The sequence below is a fragment of the Dokdonia sp. R78006 genome, from assembly GCF_042466145.1.
Taxonomy (GTDB): Bacteria; Bacteroidota; Bacteroidia; order Flavobacteriales; family Flavobacteriaceae; genus Dokdonia.
In genome coordinates, this window is sequence record NZ_JAXHBU010000001.1 from 1609412 (window position 1) to 1623608 (window position 14197).

Here is a 14197-nt window from a genome sequence, read left to right on the forward strand (position 1 = left end):
CTATGTAATTTATATTAGTGGTGTACAATCCATAACTGGTGGTTGGTCTACGCCTAGTAGTTTTAAAACTGTAGGTGCAACATCAGATAGAATACCATTGTTGATTTTTTTGATATCCTTATCAACTAGAATTACGGGTACTGGGTTTGTTGTGTGAGCCGTATTTGGAGAGCCATCAGGGTTAATCATTACCTCTGCATTTCCATGGTCGGCAATGATGATTACAGTGTAATCATTTTCTTCGGCGGTGGTAACGATATCTTTAACGCAAGTATCTACAGTCTCACAAGCTTTAATTGCTGCCTCCATAACGCCCGTATGACCTACCATATCCGGATTTGCAAAGTTGAGACATACAAAGTCTACGTCTCCTTTGTTTATTTCTGGAACAATTTTATCACGTATTTCAAAGGCGCTCATTTCTGGCTGTAAGTCGTAGGTGGCAACCTTAGGCGAGGGTGCTAGCAATCTAGACTCTCCATCAAAAGGTTCTTCACGGCCTCCAGAAAAGAAAAATGTTACGTGTGGGTACTTCTCAGTCTCAGCGATGCGTATTTGCTTTTTTCCAGCATTTGCAAGTACCTCTCCTAAGGTATTTACTAAGTTATCTTTATCATAGATGACTTTCATACCTGTGAACGTGTCATCATAATTTGTCATGGTAACGTAGTACAAGTCTAGCTTTTGAGTGTCTTGCTCAGGAAAATCTTTTTGAGACAACATTTCTGTTAGTTCGCGACCACGATCTGTTCTAAAGTTAAAGAAGATCACCACATCACCTTCTTGAACGGTAGATATACTCTCGTTATCTTGGGTTACGAAAAGCGGATCTATAAACTCATCCGTCTTACCAGCATCGTAGCTATCTTGAATAGACTGTACAACATCTTTAGTAGGTGTTCCAGCACCTTTGGTAATTAGACTATATGCAAGAGCAACACGTTCCCATCGTTTGTCTCTATCCATCGCATAGTAGCGACCTATGACAGATGCTAGTTGTGCGTTGTGCGCTTTCGCGAAAGCAGAAATATCTCCTATAAGTTCTTTTCCAGATTTTGGATCTACATCACGACCATCTGTAAATGCGTGGATGTAAGATTGAGGAACTCCTGCATTTTCGGCAGCGAGAATAAGACCTTTAAGGTGGTTGATGTGTGAGTGTACACCTCCATCAGAAACAAGACCGAGAAAGTGAACAGATTTATTGTTTTCTTTCGCGAAAGCGAAAGCATCCTTCAATACTTGCTCATCTTTAAGCGTATCATCTTTGAGTGCTTTATTGATTTTAGCAAAATCTTGATATACAATACGACCTGCACCTAGGTTCATGTGGCCTACCTCGCTATTGCCCATTTGCCCTTCTGGAAGGCCTACATTCTCACCGTGGGTGAGTAGCTGTGCGTGTGGATACTTATTATAAAGGCTATCTATAAATGGCGTTTGCGCTTGGTCTACGGCAGATACTTTCTTGTCTGGAGCCATGCCCCATCCATCAAGTATCATTAGGATTGATTTCTTGTTCATGATCTTAAGTTGAATAGTAAAGATAAAAACAAAACCTCGCGAGAGCGAGGTTTTGGGTATGTTTTGACGAAAACGGTTGCGCTACATTGTAGCTGGACCCGTGTAACCATATTTCTGGATACTCTCCTTTATTTGTTCAATACGATTCTCTGGATCTGGGTGTGTGCTAGAGAATTCTGGTTGGCTACTGCCACCACTTGCTGCCTTAAGTATTTTCATCACGCCAATCATCTGATACGGATCATACCCAGCGCGTATCATAAAACGTACACCTAGGTCATCACTTTCTAACTCGTCATCACGACCATTACCTAACAATACACTCTGACCTATAGAACCTGCAGCACCGCCCATGCCGCCGCCTACCTCTGCCCCCATAGAGATGGTAGACCACATACTAGAGTTTTCGGCACGTTCTGCGCTATGTTTTCCAAGGACGTGACCTATCTCATGGCCTAATACGCCAGCCACTTGATCTTCGTTTTCAAGTTTTGAGAGTAGGGCATAGGTGATGAAAATTTGTCCTCCTGGGAGTGCAAAAGCATTTACCGTTTGCTCATCTCGTAGTAGGTGAAAATCATAATTATACGGAGTCTCGCGAGCCATGCTTTCTTGTACGAGCTTATTTCCTACTTGATCTACAAAGGCTTGAAGTTGCTGGTCTGGGTGTAAACCGCCATGCTGCTCTGCCATTTGAGGTGCATACTGTATTCCCATCGCGATCTCCTCATCTGGAGACATGCTTATCGCCTGTACTTTTCCGGTATATGGGTTCTCCTCGCGGTTACTGCAATTCTTAAAAAGTGCAAATGCAACGATGGCAACTCCAATAAGTAATCTGATCTTAAGACCGCTACCTCTTTTCATATTATAAGATGGTTATTTTAGTTATGATTACAAGGTAATAAAAACTCATAAGTCTTGCAGTATTATGGGTGTTATAGAAAACAAAAAAATCCAAGCAACTTGCGTCACTTGGATTGTATATGTAGAATAATCGTTTTTTATTTTACAGCGACTCTCCAGCCATATTTATCTTCTGTGCGGTTGTACTGTATGTCGTTTAAGTCTTTTTTAAACTTCATACCGTAGCTATTTTCTGGTGCGTTGAGTTTGTGATCTTCACCTTTATAAGCAAAGCTCTTAAAAGGAACAACTACTGCGGCAGTACCTACGCCAAAAATTTCTTTAAGCTCACCAGCTTGTGCAGCTGCTACAATTTCTTTTACAGACACTGGTCTTACTTCTACTGTAATTCCTGCTGCTTCTGCAAGTTGGATAACACTTTTACGAGTAATACCGTTAAGAATTGTATCATTAGTAGGAGCTGTAAGAAGTGCATCTCCCACACGGAAGAATACATTCATCGTACCAGCTTCTTCTAGGTATTCATGTGTATTTGCATCTGTCCAGATTACTTGCTGGTACCCTTCTTCTTTTGCAAGATTAGTAGGGTAAAACTGAGCAGCATAGTTACCTGCAGCTTTTGCATAACCTACACCACCACTAGCGGCACGGCTATACTTTTCGGCAAATACTACGCTCACTTCTCCAGAGTAATAAGACTGTGCAGGAGCAAGGATAATCATAAACTTATACCTATCTGCAGGTGATGCAGATACTCCAGGTTGCGTTGCAATGTGAAACGGGCGAATGTAAAGCGAGTTACCGTCACCAGCTTTGATCCATGCTTCGTCAAGTTTAAGAAGCTCCATAAGACCTTCCATAAAAATATCTTTAGGAAGTTCTGGCATTGCAAGACGAGCAGATGATGTATTAATACGCTCCCAGTTATCTTCTGGACGAAATAAGAAGATATCACCATTATCATCCTTAAATGCTTTCATTCCTTCAAAAACAGCCTGTCCATAGTGAAAAACTTTTGCACTAGGATCCATAGAGATAGGGCCATAAGGAACTATTTCTGGTTGTTGCCACTTGCCATCTGCATATTCCACAGAAAACATGTGGTCTGTAAATACGCTACCAAAAGCAAGGTTACTAAAATCAACATCAGCAATTTTACTGTTGTTACGTTTTGTAATACGAAGTGTAGAGGTTGTTTCCATAGCAACAAATTTAATGATTTGTCATCCTTGTCGAGTGATTTTTGCATAATTTTACGATGTTCAACTAAAAACCAACCTATTATGAAAATATATGCAACGATATTCTTAATTTTCTTGACATTACTAAGTTGTAAAGAGGTTAGCAATGAGAGTGATAACGCTTTCGCGAAAGCGGAAACTGAAAATAAAGAAGCTCAAGAGATCTACGCAAGCTATGGAGAAAAGATATCTGCAGCAGGTGCAATGACCAAAATCGAGATCTCAGAAAAATATGCAGCTCTTGCCGAAGGCGATACGGCTGTAGTAAAATTTGAAGCACCAATTAATGATGTTTGCGCCTCAAAAGGTTGCTGGATGCGCTTAGATATAGCAGATGAGGAACAAGTTTTTGTAAAGTTTAAAGATTACGGATTCTTTGTGCCTACAGATACTAAAGATGGAAATGCTGTAGTAGAAGGAAAAGCTTACTTAGAGGAAGTATCTGTAGATGAACTGCGTCACATGGCAGAAGATGCTGGAAAATCTAAAAAAGAGATAGCTGCGATTACTAAACCGGAGCGCGAGTTACGCTTTATGGCAGATGGTGTGTTAATTAAAGCAGACTAAGCCACACTTTATAAAATCATTAAAAAAGGGTAGGCGTATGCTTACCCTTTTTTACTAGTATTACCTAACAGAAATGAAGAGAGAAATTATAACTACAGGAGACGGCTCAAAGACGATACATATTGCAGAGTGGGATGAGCAGTATCATTCTAAACATGGAGCGATACAAGAAGCACGTCATGTGTTTTTAATGACCGGAGTAGAACACTATGTTACACAACATCGAGATCAAAAAAAAATTGCAATACTAGAAATGGGTTTTGGTACAGGACTCAATGCGTTGCTAACCTATTTTGAGGCACAAAAGCATCAAGTCTCTTTTAACTACGTGGGAGCAGAAGCCTATCCCGTTACATCAGAGGAAGCTGCAGCAATGGATTATGCTAGTCAGCTAGAGGAAGAGGATGCAACAAGCATTTATAATAAGTTACACGATGCTACGTGGGAAGAGGAGTCAAAAATCAGTGATGATTTTAAGCTTACAAAGCGTAAGCAGCGTTTTGAAGATATTAATGATACTGAGGTTTTTGATTTGATTTATTTTGATGCTTTTGGTCCAAGAGTTCAGCCAACATTATGGACAGAAGAGATTTTTACAAAAATGTTTAATGCATTAAAACCTAACGGTGTGTTGACAACATATTGCGCTCAAGGAGCCGCAAGGAGAGCAATGCAAGCTGTAGGCTTTCAAGTAGAGCGGTTACCTGGACCTCCAGGAAAACGCGAGATGTTGAGAGCGACTAAGCTTGGTCTCTAAGTTTTTCGACAATTATAATAAAGAGATATCCGCCTACATAAGCGAGCATATCCCACCACGAGAATGAGGTGCCTAGAATAATGCGCGCGAGTTCATTATCTGCTAGGCCTGTGTAGTTTATAAAGGAAATTGCTTGTAGGCCTTCTACTATAAAAGCAAATAGTAATACCGCCAGCGCCGTAATGTTTTTGCTTTTAAAACTTCTCGGAATATTAAACAACCCCATTATAAGCACATAGATTAACACTACAACGATACTATCGCCTAAGTAAGGTCTTATGAAATCGTCATGTACGTAAATGGCAATAAATATTTCCGTTGCTAGTAGGACTAAGAATGCGATGATGTATTTAATTGATAAGCGCATTAGTTTTTGTGTTTTGAATGAGTGAATTGTAGCCCAAAAAAGGATAGAATCATGATAGCTGCATAACCAAATGTGACCATCCAAGTTTTACTATTTATAAATGGATGCCTAATTTGATTCCATATGTCGTTAGTAAGACCTGAGGGGTTTTGAATAATATCCCAGCTATTCCATCTTAAAAATCTACCTAGATAAATACCAAAGCCACAAAGGATAAATATGCCTATGGTAACATAAGGAATATATCGAGATCTCAATTTTAAAATGAGTAGATTTTGCATGTCACTTACCGTTAAGTACATTATAAATAGCGCGTACCAAACAAAGGCTGTCAGCATTAAGATGTCGTACCAAATAACATCTAGAGTACTATGCTGTAAGTGCTGTAGGTCACTTATTAAATAAGGTGTATTTGGTAAAAACAGTAACCATATCATTGCTATAGGAATCCACTTCCAGTTAGCTTGCATCCATTGTTCTTTTGATACTAGAAGTAGTGAGCAAGCATAGGGTATAAATGCAAGAAACAGGTTCCACACTAAAAAGAGAAAGAAAAATGACCCAGTCATCTTAATGCGTATTGCAAGTAAAATGAAGCATAATAAAAGACCTCCTATGAGAATATAGAATTCTCTAAGTTTTGAGATGATAATTTTTTCCATGACTATAAAAAATTAAGAACAATTGCTCCACATGCAAAAGCTAGCGGAATATTTAATAGCATAATGACTAGTGTCAAAAAATGCTCTGGAAGCTCATTGCGATGTATTGCAGCATTAAAGAATACCCATATAAAAACCACAAGATGTACGATTACTGTTGGGATTAGGTGTAAATAACCTGCCATAGCAACTTCAATATCTTTTGTAATCATATATACAAATACAAATAAGATCCCAAGACAGGCACTAAATGCTGCTAGCTTTATCGCAAATCGATTAATTGCGTGCTGCGGTGTCGGTAATTTCATAAGTTGAGGTGTTTGGGTTTAGTAGGCCTAGAAGTGTTTTGGATTGCCAGGTTTCTTCAGATAAAGAAGTTTGCCATTGCTCATATCTATGTTGAATACTTGTACGATTCATAGGTTTTTCGGGGTGCGCTTTCGCGAAAGCGTGTAAAATATCTCCATTGCTACTCCCCATAGAGAGGAGATAATTGACATCTGGAGAGGCTACTTCATGCAGATTATATGTAGTAATCACACGATCCCAACTAAAACTTGAAATCATGATAACAAGCACAAAAGCAGTACGGGTATTTGCTTTGAGCATAAATAATAGATTGAGTTTACGAGCAATTTTTACATAAGTGGTAATCATACCAGCAATACATAGTGCGAGGTAGATAAAGACACCTATTCTTTTGTAAGTAAGCCCGAAACCACTGCTGTACATATAGTTTTTGTAAGCCGTGAATAGGATGATAATTATGTTAAGCGCAATCCAGATATAGGTAAAACGTCTTAGTGTCTCACTTTTTTTGTAAAAATTAAGATTACCGCGAAAGAGAATTAATATCGTAGTAATCGCAATAATAATAGAAGTGATAAGCGCACTCACGCCATCGTGTACCGTGGTAGAAAGTGTAGCTGCATCCGCAAGCGGATCATGAAGTATATACCAAATATCTGTAGTGATAAATATTATAATGAGCGCATTAAGTGCTCCTAATAGAATGGTGCCCAGTAGTTGTTCTCTATTAAGGGTAGTAGCTTTAATGTCAGATATAGGTTGTTCAGATAGAGTAGTGGAAGCATTGCGATCTATTGTGGTAAGAACATCAAGCTCTGCTTTTGAGGTTAGATTTATAATTAAATAGTACCCCATAGCTGTAGTGAGTATCCAATTAAAGTTTATAAAATCAAGATTAATAGCCGCAATCCATTCACCTAGTATAGGGTTTGCTTTACCATAAAGCATCGCAAAAACCACTACCAGCGTAGTGACAATAGCTGTGGTAAGGATGATAAATTTATAATTGTGATTACTTTTTACCTTAGGGATGTCTTTATTAGGATTCATCGTACTATGTAAAGCACCTAGCAAAGATTGATACAGTCCGTTGAGCCACTGGACATATACTGCGTTTTTAATTCCCGAGATACTACCTGCAAATACAATAAAAGCCAAAATACAAGTGGTCATCGCTAGCAAACTATTTACTGTAAATACAAATACGGTACTCAATAGATAGAGCCCTGCAGCAAGGAGAAATGATTTGTTGGACTTGGTTTCCGGACGAATGATAAGAACCGCTACTACTGCAATTATTGAAAATAATAGCATATTGAGGCCAAGGCTTTGACCGTAAAATAGAAGACTAAAAAGTATAGCGCCTAGACATCTGATTATTGAATTTTTCATGAAAGTTTGATTTTTAAAGTATGTTGTAAATCTGCGAGTGGTTCTGTGAGAAGCTCTAAGTAATTGAGGTTATAAAATCGATTTGCCTTTTTTCCTCTCTTGAAAGCTTTTATAAATGACTTAAAATGATCTATAAATAATGTTGAACCTACGGTGAGTGCAATAAAGAGGTATAGAGATCGCTTTCCATTCCCAAAGAGTAGCCATTGCATGGCGATTTCGTCAGGCACAGTAATACTAGTAGCAGTAAGTACGTGAAAGACGTCGTGATCTTCTAGTTGAGGTTCTGAAGTGAAGTGATGAGTAAGTAAAAAGCAGCCTAGATGATAACCTAGCGTTTCTGGTGAGTACTCTAGTAATTCTTTAAGAGAAATTCCCCACGCATCTTCTTGCTTAAAAAGCATTTTATAAGGGATTTTACTCCATTCATATAGGCGTTCTAGTAATAAATAACGAAGTGTTTCCATAATTATAAAGTACTTTGTATTTCAAAGTAAAATGATAAAAAAATATATAGTTAGTTGTTGCCTAATAACTTTTCAAGCGCTTCAATGTGTTTTTTAAATGCATTTTTACCCTTTGTTGTGACACTATAACTCGTGTTAGGCTTGCGGCCAATAAATGCTTTTTGGACCACGATATAGGCTTCTTTTTCTAATGCTTTTGCGTGACTTGCAAGGTTACCATCTGTCGCTCCTAGAAGTTCTTTTAATTCTTTAAAATCTGCCTTTTCATTCACCATAAGCACGCTCATAATCCCTAGGCGGATACGATGATCAAAAGCTTTGTTTATGTTGTTTATGATGGACATTGTTGTGTTTTGTGGCGTCTATATGATGTGGTATACGCTTTCGCGAAAATTTTAGTTGCTTCTATCATATTTATTATACATGATTGCTCCATAAATAATATGAAATACACCGAATCCCAATGCCCAAAAATACAATCCATATCCTATAAATTGAGTAGCAAAGAGACCAATAATCACATTTGCAAGTCCTAGGTATTTGATATCTCCTAGTGTGTATTTACTCGCGTTTACTAAGGCTAGGCCATAGAAGATAAGTGTTGCTGGAGCAATAAGACCAACAATACCATATTGAATAAGTACGATGGAGAAGGCGCCTCCCGCAACTAATGGAATGGCAAAATTTGCAATAAGTCGTTTTGACGAACTGTCCCAAATGGACTCTTTGTTTTTAGCCGCTTTTTTATAAGTTAAAATAATACCAGTTCCTATAGCAAGAAGTAATGTAACGAGAAATAATATGATTAAGTTTCCAGCCAATTCTACAGAAGCAAACATGCGCATAATAAGATTCAAAAAATCTTCTCTATTTGTAGCAAAGAGCTGAATATGTCCTTGTATTAAATAATGAGCAATAACGGCAGCCACAAGAGCATACACTCCAGCAAGTATACCAGATAACCCACTTAATGACATAAAACGTGAAGATTTGCTCATCATCGTTTTGATGCTGGCAATGTCTTCTAGATATTTTGATGACTCCATAATAAAGTACTTTGAAATTCAAAGTTAAACTTTAATTTTGAATTTTAGCAAACATTATAAATTATTTTTTTCTAAGTGGTGTGAGATATGCGCTTAGTGGTAATCTAGGTAGGTTATGGGGGAATGTAGACTCTTGGAAAGAAGCTGTTATTGCTTATTCTTAGATAGATAAGGCATGCGTTAAGAAACAACTGCATGACTCCATAGCCCTGATTGCAATGAAAATCCCGCAATGGAGCGCTAGCGCAATAAGGAATTGTAATGTAAAGCGGGTAGTACTCGCAAAATAAACAAAGTCCCTTCCCCTTCTGCTCAAAAAAGAAAGAATGAATGTAAAAAAGGGTAGGGAATTCTTAAAAAACCGTATCCTGAGTCTCGTCTGTAAAATACTCTAGAAATTTCATGCCACGGTAAGAGTTACCGTGTTTATTGAGTTTTGGGCTCCATACGGCGATAGAAAATGCGTTAGGCAAAATAGCAACCATACCGCCACCTACACCACTTTTACCAGGTAACCCTACACGGAAGGCAAACTCACCAGCCTCATCATAAAAGCCGCAGGTTTGCATAATGGCATTTATGCGTTTTGCCTGAGCGGGTTTTACTACTTTCATATCTGTTTTGATCTGCTTACCTTGATTTGCAAGAAACCCAAAAGTATAAGCCAGCTGCTCGCACGTCATCTCTATAGAGCAGAGGTGAAAGTATAAATCTGTTACTTGATTACATGTGTTATGAATGTTCTCAAAGGACTTTATGAAATTTGCTAGTGCATAATTTCGATAGCCGGTTGCCTGCTCTGAGGCGGCGATATCGGTTGCGTATTGTAAATCCTTAATTCCTGATACTTCTCGCACGTAATCTAATAATGCGGTTTTAGGATCATCAAAGAGGTCGCAAATAATATCACACATTACAATCGCCCCAGCATTAATAAGAGGATTTCTCGGGATTCCGTTCTCACTCTCCAGTTGTACCAGCGAATTAAAAGCAGTTCCAGAAGGTTCAAAATCCATGCGTTCCCAGAGTTTATCGCCTATTTTTGAAAGCACAAGGCTTAAGGATAAAACCTTAGCAATACTTTGTATAGAAAACTTTACCGTGGCATCACCGCAAGTGAACTGTTCTCCGTTTTTTGTAATGAGACAAACGCCAAATTGATCTGGATTTACGGTCGATAGCTCAGGGATATAGCTAGCCACATCACCTACATGCTCCATTTTCAACACTTTCTGGTATGTGTTATCTAGTATGTTTTGGCAATCTATCATTCTCTAATTATTCTGCAATGTTAGTGTCTCAACGAGTCGTACGCCAGTTGCTGTTTTTTCAAATAAAAATGAGGTACTTCCTCCTTGATAAAATGTAGGATACTTTGCGGTGCGTTTACGCTTTCGCGAAAGCATTTCTATCACAAACATATCATTCTCGGTCTCAGAAACATAAAGCTGGTAGCGTGATCTTCTTTTATCTCGTACTTTTTTAAAAGCAGGAATCTCGATGGGTTGGTATAAATCACCAAAGAAGTTCTCAAAATCTTTGTCTGCAAAACGAGTGTCCATACCATCTAGCCAGAATGCATAGGCTTGATTTGTAAAACTTACGGTCTCTGCCGAAGCTGTAATTACAGTGGCTCCCGTCTGTTTAAATTCTGGCGTTTTTTTGATTAAAGCGACAGCCTTTTGATATGTCTCCGTAGTTTCTTGCGCTTGTAGTCCTAAGCTCAAACACAAAATGGTGATAAATATTGATAGTCTCATTATAGTACTTTTCCTTTTATTTTTTTCCAGACAGTGAGTAGTGATCCTCCAGATACAACGCAAATGCTCAATCCAATAAGTGCATTAGTAAGTTGGCCATAAATGAAGTAACCCGTAGTAAATAACGTTCCGTAAATTAATACACATCCTAGCAACATTGCGACAATACCCATAGGTACACTCCACTTTTCTGTAGTTTTTATGATGTTTACTTGTTCTTGGTCTGCTTGAAGTATAATTTTTTTCCATCCTGGACCTCCAGGTTGTGTTTTTCTATAGAACGCATAAAGTGTTTCTTTAGTTTCTGGTTGTGTGAGATAGGTGACAACAACCCAAATAAGCGTCGAGCTAAATACCACAAAAGGAAATTTTGCATACGCTGGCAACATTCCGCTAGCTCCAAAGAGTGTTTCACCCAGTGAAGTAAACTCTATGAGGATAGAAATCACACCAGAGGCAAGCATGGCGCTTATCTCTGTCCACGCATTAATACGCCACCAGAACCAGCGTAGTATAAAAATAAGCCCAGTACCTGCACCAAACATCAGTATGATATTGAAGAGTTGTAGTGCATTTGTAAGAGCAAGCGCGATGAGTGCGCTTATCACCATAAGAATTACCGTGGTAATACGACCTACAGCAACGAGTTCTTTTTCTGTTGCATCAGGTTTAATTTGTTGTGCATACACGTCATTTACTACATAAGATGCTCCCCAGTTGAGGTGTGTACTTATGGTACTCATATATGCGGCAGAGAGTGATGCGAGCACGAGACCTAGCAATCCGCTAGGTAACATTGTGAGCATTGCAGAGTACGCTAGATCTTGTCCTAGCTTATCTTCAGATATATTTGGGAAGGCCTCCTGTATACTTGCGAGGTCTGGAAATACTATAAGTGACGCTAATGCTACTAAAATCCACGGCCATGGGCGTAAGGCGTAGTGCATGATGTTATAGAAAAAGGTTGCTCCTATAGCGTGGTTTTCATCCTTGGCGGCAAGCATACGTTGTGCTACATAGCCTCCACCGCCAGGCTCAGAACCTGGATACCAGGAACTCCACCATTGTACTGCTAGCGGGATGATGAGAAGTGTGATAAGCATTTCTGTGTCGTTAAAATCTGGAAGGAGATTGATTTTGTCTTTTACATTTTCATGCGAAATTAGAGCTTCTAGTCCGCCTATTTCTGGCATACCTACGATGTAATATGCAGCGCCAAATGCTCCTGCCATCGCCACAAAGAATAATATAAAATCTGTATACACCACTCCTTTAAATCCTCCTATGGCACTAAAGACAACGGTAATCACTCCAGCAACAACCACTGTTGTGACAGGATCTAGACCCAGCATTACTTCGCCTATTTTTATTGCGGCAAGAGTTACACCAGCCATAGCGAGTACGTTAAATACAATCCCAAGATAGATAGCTCTGAAGCCTCTTAAAAAACGAGCAGGAGCGCCACCGTAGCGAAGCTCGTAAAACTCGATATCTGTTTTTACCTCAGACTTACGCCATAGTTTTGCATACACAAAAACCGTAAGTAATCCAGTAACGAGAAATGCCCACCATACCCAGTTACCTGAGACACCATTAGTACGCACAATATCTGTAACCAGATTAGGAGTATCTGTAGAGAATGTTGTTGCTACCATAGAAAGCCCTAAAAGCCACCACGGCATATTACGACCCGATAAAAAGTATTGTGTAGTGTTTTTTCCTGCGCTTTTGCCTACGTAAAAACCTATGCCTAAAATAATTACAAAAAGAGCAATAATAATGGCAATATCTAAGCCAGATAAGTCAATCATAAAAAAAGAAGAATGTATGGTGAATCAGAGTAGGAAGATAATGATTTAAAATAGCATCTATATTTATTGAGATGCCCTTTCTAATTTAAAATTTACAATTGCTTTGTTATCAGTAAAGAGTGTAAGAAAAGGTTGGCTGGGATTTTTGACTTTAACTTTTGCTACCAATTTGTTGTTTTTTCTGTGGATAAAAAGCTTTTTAGCAAATTTAAATGATGCATTTTGGTAATAAATTTCCTTTCCTTTTGGGAGCTTATCAAAATAAATTAGATAAGTGTCATTTTTATATTCTGTTAAAATACCTTCGTGATCATCAGCTAGATGAATATCTGATGAGCTGTAGTAGGTGTAAAATACTGGTTTTGAGAAAAATGTTTTTTTTGATATTGGTTTTTCAAGTAATTGCCAAGTTGGATTTCCAGGGTAGTGGTGCTGAATAAAAACCTCTGGAGGAGCTTTATAAAATTTATTTGAAAAATGAAATTCCCATTTCGTTTTATACTCAACTTCATAACCGGCTCCCCACGTAGTATCTATCAAGTGCCACTCCTCATTCAAGTATACAGCGTTCCATACATGATCTTTCATGCCAGGATCTGCCCCAATAAAATTGGGGTTTAGTTTTGTATAACCACGGATTTTTTTTGCGGGAATTTCTAATTTTTCGCAAAGGGCGACAAATAAAGATGCATAATCATCGCAAATTCCCTTTCTGTTTTTTAAAGCTTGAGTGATTCTTTGCTCCTCTAAGTTTCTTAATTGTCTAGCTTGTTCTTTTGATGAACGATAGATCATCAATGGAGGAGATCTAAAGCTGTAATATCTGCTTAAATCGTAGGCAATATTTTTACTAATCCAAGTGTAGACAGCTCTTGCCTGTAGTTCTTTAGAGTTGAAGTCATTGTGAATTCTATAAGCAATGTCTTCAATGGTATTTAGTGTTTTTGGATAAGTATTTACCTGTAGCTCCAGTTCTTCAATTGTCTGACCGTTTGCAAACAGTGAGAAAAAGAGAAATATAATTGCTAAATGTTTTATTTTCAAGATCTTTAGTTTTAAAAATTAAAGATAAAACAAAACAATGAACCCAGCCGAAGAATACATCCTCGCTAAACCAGAGCCTTGGTGCTCTATGCTTATGGAGTTGCAAGCAGTGATTAAGCGTACCGTTCCTGAGGTAGAAGAGGGTTATAAATGGCATTTACCATTTTATAGCTTAAACGGTAAAATGTTCTGCTTTTTAAATTTCAGAAAGACATTTATAGATATAGGTTTTCCTAAGGGGATACTTGTACAGGGATTTGATGATGTATTAATAGCTGGAGAAGGCCGCAAGCAATTACGCTCGCTTAGATATCATTCACAAGAGGAGATTGATGTGCGTAGGCTAGAGGAAGTACTCAAAGCAGTTGCTAGATTAACTTAAC

At 38.3% G+C, this 14197-nt stretch carries 17 protein-coding genes; 3 read left to right on the forward strand and 14 right to left on the reverse strand.

Annotated features, from left to right (window positions below):
- Positions 1-9: 9 nt before the first annotated feature.
- From gpmI to SJY37_RS07220, 3 genes are all read right to left on the reverse strand, one after another.
- The gene (gene gpmI / locus SJY37_RS07210; RefSeq protein ID WP_379952941.1) at positions 10-1524 is read right to left on the reverse strand and encodes a 2,3-bisphosphoglycerate-independent phosphoglycerate mutase; all 1515 of its coding nucleotides are present in this window, start codon (positions 1522-1524) and stop codon (positions 10-12) included.
- A gap of 81 nt (positions 1525-1605) precedes the next feature.
- A complete protein-coding gene (locus SJY37_RS07215) occupies positions 1606-2391 on the reverse strand; it encodes a M48 family metalloprotease (protein ID WP_298330133.1) in 786 nt (261 codons plus the stop codon).
- 137 nt (positions 2392-2528) lie between these two features.
- Positions 2529-3593, reverse strand: a complete 1065-nt coding sequence (locus SJY37_RS07220) for a branched-chain amino acid aminotransferase (protein WP_379952942.1) — start codon at positions 3591-3593, stop codon at positions 2529-2531.
- A gap of 81 nt (positions 3594-3674) precedes the next feature.
- Between SJY37_RS07220 and SJY37_RS07225 the strand changes: the two genes are divergently transcribed.
- Entirely contained in the window at positions 3675-4199 is a 525-nt protein-coding gene (locus SJY37_RS07225) for a DUF4920 domain-containing protein (RefSeq protein ID WP_379952943.1), read from the forward strand.
- Positions 4200-4272: 73 nt separating this feature from the next.
- Entirely contained in the window at positions 4273-4956 is a 684-nt protein-coding gene (gene mnmD, locus SJY37_RS07230) for a tRNA (5-methylaminomethyl-2-thiouridine)(34)-methyltransferase MnmD (RefSeq protein ID WP_379952944.1), read from the forward strand.
- Here mnmD and SJY37_RS07235 read toward each other — a convergent pair.
- From SJY37_RS07235 to SJY37_RS07285, 11 genes are all read right to left on the reverse strand, one after another.
- The gene (locus SJY37_RS07235) at positions 4940-5323 is read right to left on the reverse strand and encodes a DUF2809 domain-containing protein (RefSeq protein WP_379952945.1); all 384 of its coding nucleotides are present in this window, start codon (positions 5321-5323) and stop codon (positions 4940-4942) included. The two genes, mnmD and SJY37_RS07235, sit on opposite strands and share 17 nt — an antisense overlap.
- Complete coding sequence (locus tag SJY37_RS07240) at positions 5323-5985, reverse strand: DUF1361 domain-containing protein (RefSeq protein WP_298330123.1); 663 nt, start codon at positions 5983-5985, stop codon at positions 5323-5325. Before SJY37_RS07240 ends, SJY37_RS07235 begins: the two co-directional genes overlap by 1 nt.
- 2 nt (positions 5986-5987) lie before the next feature.
- Entirely contained in the window at positions 5988-6293 is a 306-nt protein-coding gene (locus SJY37_RS07245) for a hypothetical protein (RefSeq protein ID WP_298330121.1), read from the reverse strand.
- Positions 6262-7686 carry a DUF4153 domain-containing protein gene (locus tag SJY37_RS07250; protein ID WP_298330119.1) on the reverse strand — a complete coding sequence of 475 codons (1425 nt, stop codon included), beginning with the start codon at positions 7684-7686 and terminating at the stop codon, positions 6262-6264. The genes SJY37_RS07245 and SJY37_RS07250 overlap by 32 nt, the downstream gene beginning before the upstream one ends.
- Entirely contained in the window at positions 7683-8153 is a 471-nt protein-coding gene (locus SJY37_RS07255) for a Coq4 family protein (protein ID WP_298330117.1), read from the reverse strand. The genes SJY37_RS07250 and SJY37_RS07255 overlap by 4 nt, the downstream gene beginning before the upstream one ends.
- Positions 8154-8203: 50 nt before the next feature.
- Positions 8204-8497 carry a transcriptional regulator gene (locus SJY37_RS07260; RefSeq protein ID WP_298330115.1) on the reverse strand — a complete coding sequence of 98 codons (294 nt, stop codon included), beginning with the start codon at positions 8495-8497 and terminating at the stop codon, positions 8204-8206.
- 51 nt (positions 8498-8548) lie between these two features.
- Positions 8549-9199: a hypothetical protein gene (locus SJY37_RS07265; protein WP_298330113.1), complete on the reverse strand. Its 651-nt coding sequence runs from the start codon at positions 9197-9199 to the stop codon at positions 8549-8551.
- Between the two features lie 353 nt (positions 9200-9552).
- The gene (locus tag SJY37_RS07270; RefSeq protein WP_298330112.1) at positions 9553-10470 is read right to left on the reverse strand and encodes a glutaminase; all 918 of its coding nucleotides are present in this window, start codon (positions 10468-10470) and stop codon (positions 9553-9555) included.
- 3 nt (positions 10471-10473) lie between these two features.
- Complete coding sequence (locus SJY37_RS07275) at positions 10474-10959, reverse strand: hypothetical protein (RefSeq protein ID WP_379952946.1); 486 nt, start codon at positions 10957-10959, stop codon at positions 10474-10476.
- The gene (locus SJY37_RS07280; RefSeq protein ID WP_298330110.1) at positions 10959-12770 is read right to left on the reverse strand and encodes a sodium:solute symporter family protein; all 1812 of its coding nucleotides are present in this window, start codon (positions 12768-12770) and stop codon (positions 10959-10961) included. The genes SJY37_RS07275 and SJY37_RS07280 overlap by 1 nt, the downstream gene beginning before the upstream one ends.
- Positions 12771-12833: 63 nt before the next feature.
- Positions 12834-13814 carry a transglutaminase domain-containing protein gene (locus tag SJY37_RS07285; protein WP_298330109.1) on the reverse strand — a complete coding sequence of 327 codons (981 nt, stop codon included), beginning with the start codon at positions 13812-13814 and terminating at the stop codon, positions 12834-12836.
- 37 nt (positions 13815-13851) lie between these two features.
- Here SJY37_RS07285 and SJY37_RS07290 point away from each other — a divergent pair, with 37 nt between their 5' ends.
- Positions 13852-14196 carry a DUF1801 domain-containing protein gene (locus tag SJY37_RS07290; RefSeq protein WP_298330108.1) on the forward strand — a complete coding sequence of 115 codons (345 nt, stop codon included), beginning with the start codon at positions 13852-13854 and terminating at the stop codon, positions 14194-14196.
- Position 14197 lies beyond the last annotated feature (1 nt).

Excerpts from the sequence above, each read along its gene's own strand:
- gpmI (WP_379952941.1), bottom strand. The coding sequence starts at position 1,524 with ATGAACAAGAAATCAATCCTAATGATACTTGATGGATGGGGCATGGCT.
- SJY37_RS07215 (WP_298330133.1), bottom strand. The coding sequence starts at position 2,391 with ATGAAAAGAGGTAGCGGTCTTAAGATCAGATTACTTATTGGAGTTGCC.
- SJY37_RS07220 (WP_379952942.1), bottom strand. The coding sequence starts at position 3,593 with ATGGAAACAACCTCTACACTTCGTATTACAAAACGTAACAACAGTAAA.
- SJY37_RS07225 (WP_379952943.1), top strand. The coding sequence starts at position 3,675 with ATGAAAATATATGCAACGATATTCTTAATTTTCTTGACATTACTAAGT.
- mnmD (WP_379952944.1), top strand. The coding sequence starts at position 4,273 with ATGAAGAGAGAAATTATAACTACAGGAGACGGCTCAAAGACGATACAT.
- SJY37_RS07235 (WP_379952945.1), bottom strand. The coding sequence starts at position 5,323 with ATGCGCTTATCAATTAAATACATCATCGCATTCTTAGTCCTACTAGCA.
- SJY37_RS07240 (WP_298330123.1), bottom strand. The coding sequence starts at position 5,985 with ATGGAAAAAATTATCATCTCAAAACTTAGAGAATTCTATATTCTCATA.
- SJY37_RS07245 (WP_298330121.1), bottom strand. The coding sequence starts at position 6,293 with ATGAAATTACCGACACCGCAGCACGCAATTAATCGATTTGCGATAAAG.
- SJY37_RS07250 (WP_298330119.1), bottom strand. The coding sequence starts at position 7,686 with ATGAAAAATTCAATAATCAGATGTCTAGGCGCTATACTTTTTAGTCTT.
- SJY37_RS07255 (WP_298330117.1), bottom strand. The coding sequence starts at position 8,153 with ATGGAAACACTTCGTTATTTATTACTAGAACGCCTATATGAATGGAGT.
- SJY37_RS07260 (WP_298330115.1), bottom strand. The coding sequence starts at position 8,497 with ATGTCCATCATAAACAACATAAACAAAGCTTTTGATCATCGTATCCGC.
- SJY37_RS07265 (WP_298330113.1), bottom strand. The coding sequence starts at position 9,199 with ATGGAGTCATCAAAATATCTAGAAGACATTGCCAGCATCAAAACGATG.
- SJY37_RS07270 (WP_298330112.1), bottom strand. The coding sequence starts at position 10,470 with ATGATAGATTGCCAAAACATACTAGATAACACATACCAGAAAGTGTTG.
- SJY37_RS07275 (WP_379952946.1), bottom strand. The coding sequence starts at position 10,959 with ATGAGACTATCAATATTTATCACCATTTTGTGTTTGAGCTTAGGACTA.
- SJY37_RS07280 (WP_298330110.1), bottom strand. The coding sequence starts at position 12,770 with ATGATTGACTTATCTGGCTTAGATATTGCCATTATTATTGCTCTTTTT.
- SJY37_RS07290 (WP_298330108.1), top strand. The coding sequence starts at position 13,852 with ATGAACCCAGCCGAAGAATACATCCTCGCTAAACCAGAGCCTTGGTGC.